We start from the raw sequence: 16,479 nt of genomic DNA, 5'->3' as shown, positions 1-16,479 counted from the left end.
CGAAAATCGTCTGATGTCAGGATCAGTGGAGCTTTTGCCCAACTTCGGCAATCGCATCGTCGATCGTCTTGGCCGCATCTTTCGCGGTCATCTGCTTGGCGACGACGTCTCGCGCTGCGTTGATCGCAACGGCGATTGCACGATCACGCACTTCCTTCACGGCGCTTGCCTGAGCAGACGCGATCTGGTCCTCGGCCGCAGCCAGACGGCGCGCGATCGACTTCTCCAGATCGGCTTTCGCCTGCTCACCGGCCAGAACAGCCTCTTCCTTGGCATGCGCGATGATCCGGTCCGACTGCTCCTGAACTTCGCGCTGGCGACGTTCGTAGGAGGCCAGCAACGCCTGCGCCTCTTCGCGCAAGGCCTTGGCTTCGTCCAACTCGCTCCGGATCCCCTCGGCGCGCTTGTCCAGCATACCAAGGATCAAGGTCGGAACCTTGTAATACAGCAGCACCCCGATGAAGACCAAGAAACCGATGGTCACCACGAAATCGGTGTTGCTGAGTGAAAAGAACGGGCCGGTCGCGGCAAAGGCCGGGCTGGCGATCAGGGTCGCGGCGGCAATGGTCATGATACGTTGCATGTCGCTCACCCCTTCATCTGTGCGTCAACGGCAGCGTTGACGGTCGCATCATCTGCCTGACCACCCAACGCAGCGACGATGGCGCCGGTTGTGTCTTTCGCCACGGCTTCGACGCGTTCAACGGCCGATGCGCGGATTTCGGAAATGGCCTTTTCGGATTCCGCTGATTTGGCCGCGATCTCGGCATCCGCCTTGGCGATGGCCTTGTCGAGCTCCGCCTGCATCTCGGCCTTGTTCTGGGCGATGATCTTTTGCGCCTCGGCGCGTGCATCGGCCAGCGCCTGATTGTAGGCGTCTTCCGCCTCCACGGCTTTCTGCTTGAGATCTTCAGCAGCCGCGAGGTCGTTTGTAATCGTGCCTTGTCGTTCCGCCAGAACCGTCGCAATGCGCGGCAACGCGATGCGGGACAGGACAAAGTAAATCGCGATGAGCGCGATCAGAAGCCAGAAAATCTGGTTCGGCATCCAGTCGGCGCAAAGCTGCGGCATGCCGATGGCGCTGCCATCCGGGCCCACACATGCGCTGGCTGTACCAGTGGTTTCGGTTGCCATGTCGTCCTCCGTCGGAACTTGTCGTTACATCGGGCGGGCCGCGTGATTACGGCACCGCCCGCGCGTAAGGATAAAAGTCCGAAGCTTAGACGGCGAACATCAGCAGCAGCGACACGAGGAACGCGAAGATCCCCAGCGCTTCTGCGAACGCGATACCGATGAAGAGCGTTGCTGTCTGCGATGCAGCAGCGGACGGGTTACGCAGAGCACCTGCGAGGTAGTTGCCGGCCACGTTGCCCACCCCGATTGCGGCTGCGCCGGAACCGATTGCTGCCAGGCCTGCGCCGATATGTGCGAGATCGCCTTCCATGTGAATTCTCCTTACGATTGGAAGTTGAAGCGTAGGATGCGTGATGCCACGCACCGTGTTTTAGTGTGACGGGTGCAGCGCGTCCTTGAGGTACACGCAGGTCAGGATCGTGAACACGTAGGCCTGAATGAAGCCGACGAGCACTTCCAGTGCATAGATGGCCGTGATGCCCAGAACAGACAGCGGAGCCACGGCGGTGATCGCGGCAAAGCCCGCGAACACTTTGAGAACCGCGTGGCCTGCCATGATGTTACCGGCAAGACGAATGGAGTGGCTGACCGGACGCACGAAATACGAGATCAGCTCGATCACGGCGAGGATGGGGCGCAATGCCAGAGGCGCGCTCGATACCCAGAAGAGACCCAGGAACCCGGCTCCGTTCTTGACGAAGCCCAGAACGGTCACTGCGATAAACACGCCGAAACCCAATACAGCCGTGATCGCGATATGGGATGTCGGCGAGAAGGACATCGGGATAAGCGCGAGGAAGTTCGAGAACACGATGAACATGAACAGCGTGAAGATATACGGGAAATACTTGACCGCATCCTTGCCGGTCACGTCTTCGACCATCTTGTAGATGAATCCGTACGCCAGCTCGGCCACGGACTGCACGCGGCTCGGCACCGTGGCGCGCTTGGACGTGCCCAGCACCATCAGCGCGATCACGCAGGCCACGGCCAGCAAGAGCCACAGCGCCACGTTGGTAAATGTGAACATGCCCACCGCACCGTCGCCGAAAAGCGGCTTGACGATGAACTGATCCATCGGGTGGAACACCAGCCCGCCGTCGCTGTGACCGTCAGCTTCCGTCGCCATGTCGATCCCTCTCGTTCTCTCCAGCCTGCTCGGCCAGTTGCTTGGCTTGGAACTCCTTGGCGGTGCGCATCATCACGTTCACCCCTGCCGCAAAGCCCAACAATGTAAACAGCACCATCAAGAAGGGCTGCGTTCCGAAAACCGCATCAAGCCCGTATCCGATGCCAAACCCGATCCCAAGACCGGACACCATCTCGATCACCATGCGCCACCCTTGCTGCGCTTGGCTGTAGTGTTCCTCCTGGTGCGGTTTGGCATCCGGCGCCCCTTTGGCCGCCGCGATCCGCGCTTCGAGCTCTTTCAGCCTCTGCTTCGGATCGTCCTCAGACACGCGCTCCACTCCGGTCGGAACTTTGGCCATGTGCTACGGTGCAGCACGATCCGAGTCAAGGCGGCGCGGGGCGCGGCATCTATCAAGACAAGAGATTGAAATATATACCATTTCTGGAAAGCCAAGACATAACATCCAAACGGCCGCACACAGTATTTCACCCGTGGCGCACCCAATCGCATATTCAACTTTACGGTTGAGTTTCCAATCGGGTCCAGTCTACTGCGCCCCATGACCCAAACGCTCGACACCGTCTTCGCCGCCTTGGCCGATCCGACCCGCCGTCAGATCCTGACGATGCTGCTCGAAGACGACATGGCCGTGACTGATGTGGCCGAGCCGTTCGACATGTCGCTGGCCGCCATCTCGAAACACCTAATGATCCTCGCCGCCGCGGGTCTGATCAGTCAGGAAAAGCGCGGCCGGGTGAAATGGTGCAAACTGGAACCCGACGCGCTCAAGGATGCCAGCGTCTGGATGCAAGCGTTCGGTCAATTCGAAGCCATCAACCTGGATGCCTTTGAACGCTTCCTGAAAAACGAGAACCTGACCTCGGACCAATAGGCCCAACTCTTCGAAGAGTTGGGCGCACTCCTTCGAAGGAGTGCGCCTCGCTCAGGCCGCCAGCCCGCGCCCCTTCAGCAAGGCGTCCACCCCCGGCATCCGCCCCCGGAACTGGGTGTAGAGCACATCCGCCTCTTCCGATCCGCCTGCCGACAGGATGAACCGCTCCAGCTTCTCGGCCATCGCCGGGTCGAACGCGCCGCCAGCTTCCTCGAAGGCTTCGAACGCATCGGCGTCCATCACCTCGGACCACATATAGCTGTAATAGCCCGACGAATAACCGTCGCCGGTGAACACATGCGCGAAATGCGGCGTCGCATGGCGCATGACAATCGACTCGGGCATCCCCAGATCGGCCAGCACGCGCGCCTGCTCCGCCATTGGATCGGCAGGCGGTTCACCCTCGTGAAACGCCAGATCGACCAGCGCCGAGGCCACGTATTCCACCGTCTGGAAACCCATGTCATAAGTCGCCGCCGCCAGCACCTTGTCCAGCATCTCTTTCGGCATCGCCTCGCCGGTTTCGGCATGCGTCGCGAATTCCTGCAAGACCTCCGGCACCTCAAGCCAATGCTCGTAAAGTTGGCTCGGCAATTCGACAAAGTCCCGCGCCACGGATGTTCCCGAGATCATCTCATAGGTCACATCCGACAACATCTGGTGCAGCGCGTGCCCGAACTCGTGGAACAGCGTCCGCGCGTCGTCATAGGACAAAAGCGCCGGATCCCCCTTGGCGAAGTTGCAGATATTGACCACGATTGGCCCCTGCACATCCGGGAACTTGCGCTGCGACCGCATCGCGGAACACCACGCGCCCGACCGTTTCGATGCGCGCGCGAAGTAATCGCCGATGAAGACGGCCACATGCTTGCCATTGCGCGTCACCTCCCAGGCTCGCGCATCCTTGTGATAGAGCGGCACGTCCAGCGCCCGGAATTCAAGCCCGAACAGGCGATTGGCACAAGAGAACGCCGCCTCGATCATGCGCTCCAATTGCAGATACGGCTTCAACTCCGCCTCGTTCAGCGCGAACTCCTCGCGCCGCCGCGCCTCGGAATAGTATCGCCAGTCCCAGGCCTGCAACGGCCCGTTCACGCCATCCGCGCGCATCCGCTCTTCCAGCAATGCGGCATCTTCGAGCGCGCGGGCCTTCGCAGGCTCCCACACATCCATGAGCAAGCCGCGAACCGCCTCGGGCGTTTTCGCCATTTCGGTTTCGAGCTTGTAGGACGCGAAATCGTCATAGCCCAAAAGCTTCGCCCGCTCCTGTCGCAATGCCAGGATCTCGGCCGCGATCTCACGGTTGTCGGTCTTGCCACCGTTTTCGCCCCGGGCCACCCAGGCGCGCCAGGCCTCTTCGCGCAAGGCGCGGTTGGGACAGAATTGCAGGAACGGCACGATCACCGACCGGGACAGCGTGAGCACCGGCCCGTCCGCGCCGCGTTCTCTGCCCGCAGCGCGCACCGCGTCGATAACAAAGCCGGGCAACCCCTCCAACTCGTCCTCTGACAGAGCCCGCTGCCAATCCCGCTCATCCGCAAGCAGGTTCTGCCCGAATTGCGTGCCGAGCGTGGCGAGCCGCCCCTTGAGCTCCTTCATCCGTGCCGCGTCATCGCCGGTGAGAGCGGCCCCCGCGCGCACAAAGCCGCGATGCGTCAGCATCAGCACCCGTGCCTGTTCCGGCGTCAGGTCCAGCGCCTCGCGCGCCAGCCAGACCTGTTCGATCCGCGAAAACAACGCCTTGTTGCCGTAGATCACCGCCGAATGCGCGGCAAGCTTCGGCGAGAATTCCCGCATGATCTCCTCGCGCGCATCGGTGCTGTCCGCTCCGGCCAGATTGTAGAACACCCCCAACACCCGATCCAACGCAGCGCCGGTGCGCATCAACCCCTCGATGGTGTTCTCAAAGGTGGGCGGCTCGGGATTGGTCGCCACCGCCTCGACCTCGGCCAAGCCTTCTTCCATCGCGGCCTCGATGGCGGGCGCGAAATGCGCGTCCTCGATCCGGTCGAAGGGCGGCAGACCGAACGGCGTATCCCAGGTGTCCAGCAACGGATTGGTCATCGAAAACTCCCACATGGTTTGAGTGAAACCTAGATCGGCAGGACGCGGACAACAATGGCCGGTGCGATGCACCACGGCCGTGACTTGCCGGAAACCGGAAATCAGCGCGCAGCCGACGCCCGCGCCGCACCGCACACCGGGCAATCCGCTCGCGGCTTCAGTCCGATCTTCCGCGTCTCGCCCCACAAGGCATCATAGATCAGCATCTCGCCCTTCAGCGCCTGCCCGGCCCCGGTGATGAGCTTGATCGCCTCGACCGCCATCATCGAACCGATCACCCCCGGCAAAGGTCCGACCACCCCGGCCTCGGCACAGGACGGGGCCAGGCCCTCAGCCGGGATCGCCGGAAACACGCACTGGTAGCACGGCGTTCCCGACGCCGGGTCGAAGACCGAAATCTGCCCCTCCCACTGCGCCAACGCGCCCGAGATCAGCGGTTTGCCCAGTTCAACGGCCACGTCATTCACAAGGTAGCGCGTCTCGAAATTGTCGGTGCCATCCAGCACCAGATCGTAGTCTGCCAGCAGGTCCGATGCCACGGTCTCGGTCAGCCGCCGGTGGTAAGGTCGCACATCGACATAGGGGTTCTGCGCGATCATCGCCGCCTGTGCGGAAAACACCTTCGGCAAACCGATATCCTGATCGCGGTGGATCACCTGCCGTTGCAGGTTCGCGTTTTCCACCACGTCGTCGTCGATGACCCCGATGGTACCGACCCCCGCCGCAGCCAGGTACTGCAGCGCAGGCGCGCCCAGACCACCAGCCCCGATCACCAGAACCTTGGCCTCGCGCAGCGCCTTCTGCCCCGGCCCGCCGATTTCGCGCAGCACGATGTGGCGTGCGTAGCGTTCCAACTCGCTCGCAGAAAAACTGTCCCCCCGCACCACCGCCGGTGCATCGGCCTTTTCCTTGACCAGCGCACGGTCCTTCAACCGTTTCACAACCCGGCCGTAGAGCACGGCAACCGCCGCGAACACGCCGATGAGGATCCAAAGCGCCGCGCTTTCCCCGGTGGCGAGCCGCAGCGGGTGGCCTTCGGGCAAGGCGATCTGGATGAACAGAACCCCGATATACAAGAGCCCGATCATGTAAAGCCGTGCGCTGCGCGGCATCTTCATCAACGCGCCAAGCCCCCAAAGGGCCGCCGCCATGGAAAACACGACAATCATTCAGACACTCCGGTCGATCCGAACCCACCATCACCGCGTGCGGTGTCGCTCAATTCATCCACCTCGGCAAAGCGCGCCCGCAGCACCGGCGCCACCACCATTTGCGCGATCCGGTCGCCATGCGCGATTTCGAACGCCTCCTGCCCTGCATTCATCACGATCACACCCAGCGCGCCGCGATAATCGCTGTCGATGGTGCCCGGCGCGTTCGGCAAGGTGATCCCATGCCTGAGCGCCAGCCCGGACCGTGGCCTGATCTGCACCTCGTAGCCTGTTGGGATCGCCATGCGCAGCCCTGTCGGCACAAGCGCCCGCGCCCCGGGCGCAAGCGTCATCGACCCACGGTCGTCGAAATTGGCCCGCAGGTCCGCCCCCGCCGCACCGTCACTGGCGTAAACCGGCAGTCCCAGCGACCGGTCCGCACCAGCAACCCAAGTCAGCTCAATCGTGACCACGCTTTGCCCTTCTTCTCTTTTCAAATACGCAAACTGACCCACGGGTGCCGTCAGACCAGCGCCTCGGCAATCCGTGCTGCCAATTGACGCGCCACGGCGTCCTTGCCCATGCGCGGCCACGCCTCGGCTCCACTGTCCGAGATCAGCGTCACCGCGTTCTCCGACCCGCCCATGATCCCGGTGCTAGGCGACACGTCATTCGCCACGATCCAGTCACAGCCCTTGCGGGCGCGCTTCGCGGTCGCGTTGTCGATCACATCATCGGTCTCGGCCGCAAAGCCCACCACGAGGCTTGGCCGCCCCTCTGTCATCCGTGCCACCTCGGCCAGAATATCCGGGTTCTCGTCAAAGCTCAGGGTGGGCATCTTTCCCGCCACCTTCTTGATCTTGCTCGCCGACGCATCCACAACATGCCAATCGGCAACGGCGGCCGCAAAGACAGCGGCGTCCGCTGGCAAAGCGGCCAGCACCGCCGCGCGCATCTCGCGCGCGGTTTCCACGGGCACCACCTCGACGCCGTCAGGCGGCGACACCTCTGCCGGGCCGGTCACGAACACCACCTCTGCCCCCAATGCCCGAAGCGCCGCCGCGATCGCCGTACCCTGCGCCCCCGAGGATCGATTCGCGATATAGCGCACAGGGTCGATCGGCTCATGCGTCGGCCCGGATGTCACAACGATCCGCTTGCCCATCAGCGGGCCATCCGCCAAAGCGCCCACGACCGCGTCGACGATCTCCAGAGGTTCCGCCATCCGACCGGGCCCGTATTCGCCGCACGCCATGTCGCCGTCATTCGGGCCCACGACAGCCACACCATCGCCGCGCAACACCGCCAGGTTGCGCTGCGTGGCGGCGTGCTCCCACATCCGCACGTTCATCGCGGGCGCGATCATTACCGGCGTATCCGTGGCCAGAAGAAGCGTCGTCGCCAGATCGCCTGCCATGCCCTGCGCCATCTTCGCCATGAGATCCGCCGTCGTCGGAGCGACCAGCACAAGATCCGCCACACGGGACAATTGGATATGCCCCATCTCGGCCTCGTCGGTCAGGTCGAAGAGGTCGGTGTAAACCTTCTCTCCGGCCAAAGCCGCCACCGACAGGGGCGTGACGAACTCCTCTGCCGCCCGCGTCATCACAGGCGTCACCACCGCGCCGCGTTCGCGCAAACGGCGGATCAGGTCGAGGCATTTATACGCCGCGATTCCACCGCCGATGATCAGAAGAATACGTTTGCCGCTCAACATAAGGCTCGGTCCTGACAGGGTCTGACGCCTTTGTTACGGGGCCGCCGGACAAAACTCAATCAGCGGAACGCCTCGCAGGGATCGCCCCGGTCCGCCGTGGGCGCGGTTTCGACCACATCGAAAAGCCCCGAAGGCGGCGCATCGTCTTCGCCCTGACCCAACGAGGCCACCGTCATGCCCGGCGCCGCCGCCATGAGATAGACCGGCGCGCCCCAATCCTTGCGCGCGTGCCCGTTGCCGGTGATGACGATGACCGGTCCGCCATGCGCCTCGAAGGCCTGGACAGCGGAAAAGGCCAACTCGGCGTCCCGCAACCGCTGGATGTCGACCATGACCGGCAGCATCTCTTCCGGCATCGCATCACAATGCGCCGCCAGTTGCAGCGCCTCTCGTTGCGCTTGTTCGTCCTCGGGCAAAGGGGCAGTCAGCCCATAGGCCGCGGCATCGCCCCGAAAGGCCGCCTCCATCCCGTCCGCCATCGCCTGCCGCGCGACGTCACGCGGCACAGCCGCGCCGAAATAGGCGGCCTCCGGCGCTGCGGCGAAAATCGGATAGTACATGGCGAAATCCGGCCACCCACTGTCGTTCCAGCCCAGCGCCGCCTCCAGCGCGGCTTCGTCACGGGTCAGTTCCGCCGTCACCAGATCGGCCTGCGCCTGCGTCAGCATTTCGAACACGAGAGCGGTCGGCGCCAACTCCGCGACATAGGCGGCCTGCTGCGCGTGATGCGCCGGATTATCGTGCAGTTCCCCAAGGAAAATCACGTCCGCCCCATCGAAAACGCCCCCGGCGGCCACAGCCGTGGGGGCGATCATCAGAAAAGTCAGGACATGCTTCATGTGAGGAAGTGATGCACCTCGGGGCTTTGCGCTTCAAGCGACTTGCGAATTTTCGCGAAAGCCGCCGCCTCGAGCTGCCGCACGCGCTCTTTCGACAAGCCCAACTCGTTGCCAAGGCTTTCGAGCGTCCGCGCATCTTCGCGCAGTTTGCGCTCCCGAACGATGAAGCGTTCGCGTTCGTTCAACTGGTTCATCGCCATCATCAACCACTGACGCAGCTGTGCAAGATCCAGATCGACCTCAACCGTTTCATCGGCCTGCGCGCTGTCATCTTCCAGCGCGTCAATCCATTCGCGACCTTCGTCCTCGGTCGATTGGGTCGCGTTCAGCGAATAATCGGATCCGGAAAGACGCCCTTCCATCATTTCCACGTCATGCAGAGGCACGCCGATCTCTTCCGAGATCATCCGGCGCATTTCGTGCCCTTCGAGCACCTTGCCCTCGGCCGCTGCTTCCCGCTCCAGCCGCGCCTGAACGCGGCGCATGTTGAAGAACAACGATTTCTGCGATGATGTGGAGCCGGTCCGCACGATCGACCAATTGCGCATCACGTAGTCCTGGATCGACGCCTTGATCCACCAGACGGCATAGGTCGAAAAACGCACACCGCGATCCGGATCGAATTTGTCGGCCGCCTTCATCAGGCCAAGCCCGGCTTCCTGAATGAGATCATTCATCGGCGCGCCGTATCGCTTGAACTTGGACGCCATCGAAATAGCCAACCGCATATAAGCTGTAATCAGCCGATGCAGCGCCGCCTCGTCGCGCTGATCGCGCCAGGCATAAGCAAGCTTGAGTTCCGTCTCCGCGTCCAGAAGTTCCGCCTTCATCGCACGGCGAGACAGGGTTTGGTCGTTAAACGAGTCCAGTGCCATTGGTGCCCCCTGATCTTATCTCTTATACCGTCTACGGACGCAGCGCGGGTACGGATCAAAGATTCATTGAAAAAGTTTCAATAGTCCTTCAACGCTTAGTCACTTTCATTCGTTCCCGTGATGGACTCGCGCACAATTCGAAATTGGGCAGCGCATCGCATCGCGTCTAGGGTTGCAACAAAGCCGTGCATCACGAGGGTCTTCTGCATGACATATGATCTCTTTATCGGCGATTACGCCTATTCAAGCTGGTCGCTGCGCGGGTGGCTTCTCTTTCGCGCGCTGGGGCTGAAACCGCAGGTTCACCTTGTGGATTTCAACAAGGCCGGTGTTGCCGAACAGATGCCCCAAGCCGCGCCCGCCCGAACCGTCCCGGCCATGCGCACACCCGACGGCACCCTGGTCTGGGATTCGCTGGCCATGGCGGAAGAACTGCACTCGCGCCATCCCGACGGCGGTCTCTGGCCCGACGATCCGGCAGCCCGCGGTCTGGGCCGATCCCTGGCCTGCGAGATGCATTCCGGATTTACGGCGCTGCGCGGCGAATGCCCGATGAACCTGCGCACCGCCTATCGCGACGTTCCGCTGTCCGACGCCACCAAAACCGATATCGCCCGGATCGAGACGATCTGGACCCACGCGCGCGAGAGATACAGCCAACATGGCCCCTGGCTTCTCGGCAACTATTCCATCGCCGACATCGCCTTCGCGCCCGTCGCCGCACGCTTTGCCGGATACGATGTGACCTTGTCAGACGTCGCGCAGGCTTATGTCGATACGCACCTGTCCGACACGATGTTCCGCCAGTGGCGCACCATGGCGCTGGTCACCGGTGACACCCTTCCCTGGTACGCCAAACCCTTCGACACAAGGCCGTGGCCCGGTCCCGAACCTGTGCCCGCAAGACCGGTGGACGACGGCCCGGCGGTCAACGCGACCTGCCCTTTCACCGGCGGGACGCCACGGTATTTTCTTGAATTCGAAGGTCGGATCTTCGGGTTCGAGAACTAACTCTGCCGAGACGAGACCGCCCTGGACCCCGAGGCCTGGCCGGCCTTCATGGACATGGCAAAAGCCACCTGACACCGTGCCCGTTCCTTCGAAGGAACGGACGAACGTCTTGAAAGACGTTTGCTCCCACGAATTCCACGGCCCGCCATCCTTCGAAGGATGGCAACACTCTCTTCAAAGAGAGTGTCGCCCCCCGCACGTTAACCATTTCGCAACCATGATCGCGCCACCCTTCCCGGACACGAGGACAGGACACCATGGTCGCGCACGCCTACACCGTCGCCTTCGAAGGCGTTGACGCCCGCATGGTCGAGGTGCAATGCGCCGTCACCCCCGGAATGCCCGCCTTCGCTGTCGTGGGCCTCCCTGATAAGGCCGTGTCCGAATCACGCGACCGGGTACGCGGCGCGCTTTCCACCCTGCATATCGCGCTGCCGTCGAAACGGATCACGGTAAACCTGTCGCCCGCCGACCTGCCCAAGGAGGGCTCGCATTTCGACCTCCCCATCGCGTTGGCCCTTTTGGCCGAGCTTGAGATCCTGCCAAAAGACACCGTCGCCGAAACCGTCGCCCTCGGCGAACTTTCCCTCGATGGCGCGCTGGTCCCCGTGATCGGCGCACTGCCCGCCGCCATGGCCGCCGCGGAAGAGAACCGCACGCTGATCTGCCCCGCCGCCTCCGGGGCCGAGGCCGCCTGGGTCGGCGGCTGCCAGGTGATTGGGGCCGCCGGGCTGATGGACGTGATCCAGCACGTCACCGGACGAACCCCCTTGACGCCCTGCGATCCCGGCGAGGTCAAACACGCCCCCGATGCCCGCGACATGCGCGACGTCAAAGGGCAGGAACGCGCGAAACGCGCGCTCGAAATCGCCGCCGCCGGACGGCATCACGTATTGATGGTCGGCACGCCCGGCTCCGGCAAATCCATGCTGGCCTCCCGCCTGCCCGGCATCCTTCCCCCGCTCACCCCCGCCGAGGCACTGGAAACCTCCATGGTCCATTCGCTTTCCGGCCTGATCGAAGCGGGCGGCATCTCCCGCGAACGGCCCTTCCGCGAGCCGCACCACACCGCATCGATGGCCGCAATCGTCGGCGGCGGCCGCACCGCCAAACCCGGCGAGATCAGCCTCGCCCATAACGGCGTGCTCTTCATGGATGAGTTTCCGGAATTCCCCGGTATTATGGAGTAAACTCACCAAATTTAATGACTAGTACGCCATATTTGATGATGTTATGCTGTGGTCATGAAGGACACAGTAGATTATGAGCGCCCGAACACTGTATCGGGTCTGGTCGCAAAGCACGCCGAGTTATCCGCGCTGCGCGACCGTTACAAAGCGGAAATCAAAAAGCTGACGGTGGATATAGACCACCTGGACGCCGCAATCCGCTTGTTCGATCCCAACGCGGACACATACGCCATAAAGCAGTACGTGACGAAACACCGGGCGCGGAAAGGTTCAGTAAAGCGGTTTGTGCTGGATTGTCTACGAGAAGCCGACGAGCCGCTCACATCGCGCCAGATAACCGAACGTTGGGCCGCAGAGCGCGGGCTGGTCTGCGATGATGCGACCTATGCCACGCTGCGCAAGCGGATCGGGGCGTGTATAAAGGGATGTCGGGATCAGGGGCTAGTGGTCGATCACGGCTGGACTAAGGATCATGACGGAAATGGGCCGTATAAGCTGTGGGCATTGAAAAAGGGCGGCATGTGAGCCGCCCTTTCGGTTGTTTACGCTACCGGGAAGTCTGGCGGCAGCTTTTTCGCTGGCGGGATTTTGGGATACTTGCGCCCCTTCATTACGTCAGCGATACGCCCAAAGTTCAGGCCCTTGTAGTATCCAGAAATCCAAGAGTATGGAATGTTCTGGGCACGAGCCAGCTTGATCACCGGGACCATGTCCGGTGTTAACGGTCGGTCTTGCATGCGCTTTCCTTTGCGCTGAGACCCACGAGTTATTGACGGAATCCGAAAATTACCCTAATGTTAGGGTAAGAAATTGACTGCTCGTAGGTCATTTCGATTGTCCAGAGTTGCACCTCTGGATGCTACAGCGCCCTCGGCTTTCACCGAGGGCAACCATGGTAAGAACTATATTATCATGGCCCACCTCCCGGCGCGGCTTTAACGCCTTGTGCTTCGGGATCTGGATTAAAGAGAGAACCCTCAGACGCTTCACTGCCAAGTTTTTCGTCTGGGGGTTCATTCGTTTGAGGCAACCGATAAATTTTCGTGCCTTCGTCCTTTGTAAGCCTTCCTTGTTTCCACATGCGCCAACACGAAGAAGCAACGTTGTTAACAACAACATCAGGCATCCACGACTCGGAAATTTTATCCGAGATTTCCTTTGGCTCCATGCCTTTGCCGCCCATTGCTTCGAGAACTTTTGAAATCATTTCGGGCAGCGTCAGGTCAGCTACATGCCGGTCAGCACTCTGGACTGCCCTTTTCTCAAATTGACTGAACTCTTGCGTTTCAACACTGCCTGTCAAACGCGCGAACACCTTTGCAGCAACGAACAGCTCCTTGCGCTCATCCGCGTTTGCAGCCTTTATGCGCTGCTGATGCTCAATTTCCTTGTCCGCGATAGCGTCTAGCTTATCAAGCTCAAGGAGGCGTTTTTTGATGAGGTCCGAATCCATGTCGTCAATATGGCTGTAAACGACACCCCCGTCAATGCTGCGTTTACATGTTCCCGTTTTGGCCGAAGCTTTCGTTTACTCAGTCTTTTTGTTGCCAATACCCGCACCATTTGGCGGACTTCTCAGCAGCACTCACAGCGCCCATAACCATTGCGAATTGAAAGCCATTGGCAACGCGGTTGTTATCCTCACGCCAAGCCATTTCTGCGGCGTAGGCCGAAAGATACTTGCCTGCGATGTGGTGATGTGTGCCGATTTCAGCGCGACGTAGGCGGCTAAAGAAGCTTTCTGCTTGGTTGGTGCAAGCGCCATCCTTCGAATACGCCTCTTTGTGATTGATGCGCTTTATGGGGAAGTATGCCGCCAGCCTGTCCCAGTGGGACGCTTCGTCTGCGTGAACCGTGCTGCCCTTGGCAACGTTGGCGGCAACGTGCGCAACGCCATCAGCCTCTGTGCTGGCAACGTATGTCAGTGTGCGGCCACCGCGCTCACGCGCAACGATAACGCTCTGGCGCTTGCCGGACTGATTGACCTTCTTGCGGCGGTCTTTGCGATCTTTGATTTCATTGGCAGGCTTCACATAGCCACCAAAGTAAGCGCCATCGACCTCAACATCGCCGGAAAGAGCGCCAGCATCACGAGCCGTCTCTATGCTTTCGCGGACCTTGTGCAGAAGGACAAACGCCGTCTTGTAGTCAACCGACAGATCGCGGGACAGTTGGAGGGCGCTGTAGCCCTTTGCACCATTTATGAAGATTGCGATGGCCGCGAGAATGTCGCGGACGTGAAGCTTGCGACCGTGAAAAATGGTGCCGGATGTGATGCTGAACTGCTTGTTGCAGCCCTTGCACTTGTACACTTGGCGGGTTTTCAGGTCGTAATGATCGACGCATCCGCACTCGGGGCAGATCGGCTCACCTTCTGTTTCGGTCCAGCGGATTTTGCGGAATGCCGTGCGCGCTTCCTCTTCGGACATGCGCATCACCTTCACAAGCGAAAGTGTCTTTGCGGCGGGTGAAAGGAGGAAGTGCTGGGCCATTTTATATCATATCCGATGATGTTCTACACTGAATATAGGTGTAGTATTCATCGGATGCAAGGGTTATATCATCATATATGAGATGTTTTAGCGAAAGGCCAAGCCATGCCCAAGGATGTTGAGGTCGTCAGCGACTACGAAACCAAAGCCAAGAACATTCTGAAAGCAGAGCTCAAGCGACGTGGTGTAACCTACGGTCAGCTTGCTGATCGACTGACGATGCTTGGGACGCCAGAGACAGAGCGGAACATAGCGAACAAGATAAGCCGTGGCAGCTTCACAACTGCGTTTTTTCTGATGTGCATGGATGCGATAGGGGCAACGAGCTTATCGCTTTCTGATTGACTGTCAGGACATGCAGAACAAACGACCTAAGCGAAATGCGGCCTCTGCGTCTGACACACGAGCGAGAATAGTTATCACACCATCTTTACTCCCCTCTTTCTCTTCCATGAGAAAGTAACCGCTTGTGTCCGTTGGCGGTTCTGGGCATCGCGCAAGCTTCTTTGATGTGATGGGCGCAATCATCAGACGCTTTCCATCTGGCGCTTTCCCGGTAAGATAGAGTTCTGCCATGATTTCCCCAGAGGTTTTTGGAATGAGTGAATCCCCAACCCATCGCTTGGTCAATATACCAAAGGTCAACAGTCGTTACCTAAGTGACTATATGGTCGCATCTGAACGAGCGCGACGCACCATCATTCGCGACTGCAAGTATCGCAAAATCGCCAGAGCTATCCAGCATGACCGTGCGAAAGCATTTATCACAAATGCGCTACGTGGCGGCTCTCTAAGCACAAGCGCACTAGAGCAGGAGGGCCAGCGTCTTCTTGACATGATGGCGGACACAGAATTTGAGCGCGACACTCTCGATATTAACGGCGACTTCCTGATGGCATACGCAAGCGTGTTTGACATGGAAACCTTTCCCAACAACGCTGAAATTGTAGATGCTCCGACTGACTTCAGGGTCAACATAAATGGCGTTGAGGTAAATGCCGATATTCGGTTTGGCACTCAGCGTGTGACCAGGACAAACAGGCTAAGAACTGGCCTTGGAACAATTCGATACGCAAAAAACAAACCTCTTGATGAAGAGGTTGGCGCTTATCAATCATCTGTTCTGTACGGCTGCCGCAAAATGATTGATGTTCAAGACGAAACGGCACCAGAAGAAAAGCTTTGCCTCACGTTAGACTGTGCAACAGGAAAATTCATTCCCGCACCTTCGGACGCCACTAGACGATTTCAAAACATGGAAGCCGCTTGCGCCACGATTGCGGAGCGATGGGATAACATTGAACCACCAGAAAACGCAGTAATATCATAAACGGCGTAAACATCATCATATATGGTGAGTTTGCTCCATAATACCGGAATTCCCCCGCGCCGTGCTCGAAACCCTGCGCCAACCGATCGAAACTGGGGAGGTCATGGTCGCGCGCGCCAACGCCCATATCAAGTATCCTTGTCGCTTCATGCTGATCGCCGCCGCAAACCCTTGCAAATGCGGCTATCTCAGCGATCCCGCCCGTGCCTGTTCACGCGCGCCGAATTGCGGCGAGGATTACATGGGGCGCATCTCCGGCCCCCTGATGGACAGGTTCGACCTGCGGGTCGATGTCCCGCCGGTGGCCTTCCGCGATCTCGATCTGCCCGGATCGGGCGCCAGTAGCGCCGAGATTGCGGCCCGTGTGGCCGACGCGCGCGCCGTTCAAAGCGACCGGTTCCGCGACCATCCCGACATGCGGCAGAACGCCGATCTCGAAGGCAGTTTGCTTGACACGGTCACAACGCTCGACACTTCGGCACGCGCGCTCCTGACGAATGCCGCGGACCGCTTCGGCCTCTCCGCGCGCGGCTACCACCGCGTCCTGCGCGTCGCCCGCAGCATCGCCGATCTCGAAGCGTCGGACGCCATCACCCGCGACCACGTCGCCGAGGCGCTCAGCTACCGTTTGCCCCCAAGCCAGACTTGAGCG

The 16,479-nt window shown here is 60.5% G+C and carries 19 protein-coding genes and 2 pseudogenes; 7 read left to right on the top strand and 14 right to left on the bottom strand.

Annotated elements, in window-relative coordinates:
• Positions 1–22: 22 nt before the first annotated feature.
• From Q1B16_RS00645 to Q1B16_RS00625, 5 genes are all read right to left on the bottom strand, one after another.
• Positions 23–592 carry a F0F1 ATP synthase subunit B gene (locus Q1B16_RS00645; RefSeq protein ID WP_299783926.1) on the bottom strand — a complete coding sequence of 190 codons (570 nt, stop codon included), beginning with the start codon at positions 590–592 and terminating at the stop codon, positions 23–25.
• Positions 589–1,134 (bottom strand): F0F1 ATP synthase subunit B', encoded by a 546-nt coding sequence (locus Q1B16_RS00640; RefSeq protein WP_299783924.1) that lies wholly within the window; start codon positions 1,132–1,134, stop codon positions 589–591. The genes Q1B16_RS00645 and Q1B16_RS00640 overlap by 4 nt, the downstream gene beginning before the upstream one ends.
• 85 nt (positions 1,135–1,219) lie before the next feature.
• The gene (locus Q1B16_RS00635; protein WP_072775827.1) at positions 1,220–1,444 is read right to left on the bottom strand and encodes a F0F1 ATP synthase subunit C; all 225 of its coding nucleotides are present in this window, start codon (positions 1,442–1,444) and stop codon (positions 1,220–1,222) included.
• A 60-nt stretch (positions 1,445–1,504) separates the two neighbouring features.
• Complete coding sequence (locus Q1B16_RS00630) at positions 1,505–2,263, bottom strand: F0F1 ATP synthase subunit A (RefSeq protein ID WP_299783922.1); 759 nt, start codon at positions 2,261–2,263, stop codon at positions 1,505–1,507.
• Positions 2,247–2,624 carry an AtpZ/AtpI family protein gene (locus Q1B16_RS00625; RefSeq protein WP_299783920.1) on the bottom strand — a complete coding sequence of 126 codons (378 nt, stop codon included), beginning with the start codon at positions 2,622–2,624 and terminating at the stop codon, positions 2,247–2,249. Before Q1B16_RS00625 ends, Q1B16_RS00630 begins: the two co-directional genes overlap by 17 nt.
• 201 nt (positions 2,625–2,825) lie before the next feature.
• Between Q1B16_RS00625 and Q1B16_RS00620 the strand changes: the two genes are divergently transcribed.
• Positions 2,826–3,158, top strand: a complete 333-nt coding sequence (locus Q1B16_RS00620) for a metalloregulator ArsR/SmtB family transcription factor (RefSeq protein WP_299783918.1) — start codon at positions 2,826–2,828, stop codon at positions 3,156–3,158.
• A gap of 51 nt (positions 3,159–3,209) precedes the next feature.
• Here Q1B16_RS00620 and Q1B16_RS00615 read toward each other — a convergent pair whose 3' ends face one another.
• The 6 genes from Q1B16_RS00615 to Q1B16_RS00590 form a co-directional block, all read right to left on the bottom strand.
• Positions 3,210–5,222 (bottom strand): M3 family metallopeptidase, encoded by a 2,013-nt coding sequence (locus Q1B16_RS00615; protein WP_299783916.1) that lies wholly within the window; start codon positions 5,220–5,222, stop codon positions 3,210–3,212.
• A gap of 101 nt (positions 5,223–5,323) precedes the next feature.
• Positions 5,324–6,391 carry a HesA/MoeB/ThiF family protein gene (locus tag Q1B16_RS00610; RefSeq protein ID WP_299783914.1) on the bottom strand — a complete coding sequence of 356 codons (1,068 nt, stop codon included), beginning with the start codon at positions 6,389–6,391 and terminating at the stop codon, positions 5,324–5,326.
• Entirely contained in the window at positions 6,388–6,846 is a 459-nt protein-coding gene (gene dut, locus Q1B16_RS00605; protein WP_299783912.1) for a dUTP diphosphatase, read from the bottom strand. The genes Q1B16_RS00610 and dut overlap by 4 nt, the downstream gene beginning before the upstream one ends.
• Before the next feature lie 50 nt (positions 6,847–6,896).
• Positions 6,897–8,090: a bifunctional phosphopantothenoylcysteine decarboxylase/phosphopantothenate--cysteine ligase CoaBC gene (coaBC, locus tag Q1B16_RS00600; RefSeq protein ID WP_299783910.1), complete on the bottom strand. Its 1,194-nt coding sequence runs from the start codon at positions 8,088–8,090 to the stop codon at positions 6,897–6,899.
• 59 nt (positions 8,091–8,149) lie between these two features.
• Positions 8,150–8,905, bottom strand: a complete 756-nt coding sequence (locus tag Q1B16_RS00595; protein WP_299783908.1) for a ChaN family lipoprotein — start codon at positions 8,903–8,905, stop codon at positions 8,150–8,152.
• 20 nt (positions 8,906–8,925) lie between these two features.
• A complete protein-coding gene (locus Q1B16_RS00590; RefSeq protein ID WP_299783906.1) occupies positions 8,926–9,804 on the bottom strand; it encodes an RNA polymerase factor sigma-32 in 879 nt (292 codons plus the stop codon).
• 207 nt (positions 9,805–10,011) lie between these two features.
• Between Q1B16_RS00590 and Q1B16_RS00585 the strand changes: the two genes are divergently transcribed.
• The 3 genes and pseudogenes from Q1B16_RS00585 (at position 10,012) to Q1B16_RS00575 (ending at position 12,530) form a co-directional block, all read left to right on the top strand.
• Positions 10,012–10,815, top strand: coding sequence for a glutathione S-transferase (locus Q1B16_RS00585; protein ID WP_299783904.1), 804 nt, complete (start codon positions 10,012–10,014; stop codon positions 10,813–10,815).
• A gap of 257 nt (positions 10,816–11,072) precedes the next feature.
• Positions 11,073–11,990, top strand: a pseudogene (locus Q1B16_RS00580) (ATP-binding protein); the annotation flags it as partial.
• 69 nt (positions 11,991–12,059) lie between these two features.
• Positions 12,060–12,530 carry a hypothetical protein gene (locus tag Q1B16_RS00575; RefSeq protein WP_299785950.1) on the top strand — a complete coding sequence of 157 codons (471 nt, stop codon included), beginning with the start codon at positions 12,060–12,062 and terminating at the stop codon, positions 12,528–12,530.
• 385 nt (positions 12,531–12,915) lie between these two features.
• Here the strand turns inward: Q1B16_RS00575 and Q1B16_RS00570 are convergent, their stop codons facing one another.
• Both Q1B16_RS00570 and Q1B16_RS00565 read right to left on the bottom strand, forming a co-directional pair.
• Positions 12,916–13,458, bottom strand: coding sequence for a hypothetical protein (locus Q1B16_RS00570; protein ID WP_299783903.1), 543 nt, complete (start codon positions 13,456–13,458; stop codon positions 12,916–12,918).
• Positions 13,459–13,537: 79 nt separating this feature from the next.
• Positions 13,538–14,497, bottom strand: a complete 960-nt coding sequence (locus Q1B16_RS00565; RefSeq protein ID WP_299783901.1) for an IS1595 family transposase — start codon at positions 14,495–14,497, stop codon at positions 13,538–13,540.
• Between the two features lie 105 nt (positions 14,498–14,602).
• On the opposite strand from Q1B16_RS00565, the gene Q1B16_RS00560 reads away from it, so the two are divergent.
• Entirely contained in the window at positions 14,603–14,842 is a 240-nt protein-coding gene (locus tag Q1B16_RS00560) for a DUF6471 domain-containing protein (protein ID WP_299783899.1), read from the top strand.
• A 3-nt stretch (positions 14,843–14,845) separates the two neighbouring features.
• Here the strand turns inward: Q1B16_RS00560 and Q1B16_RS00555 are convergent, their stop codons facing one another.
• Positions 14,846–15,073: a hypothetical protein gene (locus tag Q1B16_RS00555; protein ID WP_299783897.1), complete on the bottom strand. Its 228-nt coding sequence runs from the start codon at positions 15,071–15,073 to the stop codon at positions 14,846–14,848.
• Between Q1B16_RS00555 and Q1B16_RS00550 the strand changes: the two genes are divergently transcribed.
• Entirely contained in the window at positions 15,072–15,827 is a 756-nt protein-coding gene (locus Q1B16_RS00550) for a hypothetical protein (protein WP_299783894.1), read from the top strand. The genes Q1B16_RS00555 and Q1B16_RS00550 overlap by 2 nt on opposite strands.
• Before the next feature lie 43 nt (positions 15,828–15,870).
• A pseudogene (locus tag Q1B16_RS00545) lies at positions 15,871–16,476 on the top strand (ATP-binding protein); the annotation flags it as partial.
• Positions 16,477–16,479 lie beyond the last annotated feature (3 nt).

Source organism: uncultured Marivita sp., from assembly GCF_947488135.1.
Classification (GTDB): domain Bacteria; phylum Pseudomonadota; class Alphaproteobacteria; order Rhodobacterales; family Rhodobacteraceae; genus Marivita.
Note: the sequence above shows the minus strand (reverse complement) of the source record. Positions and strands in the feature narration are given on the sequence as shown.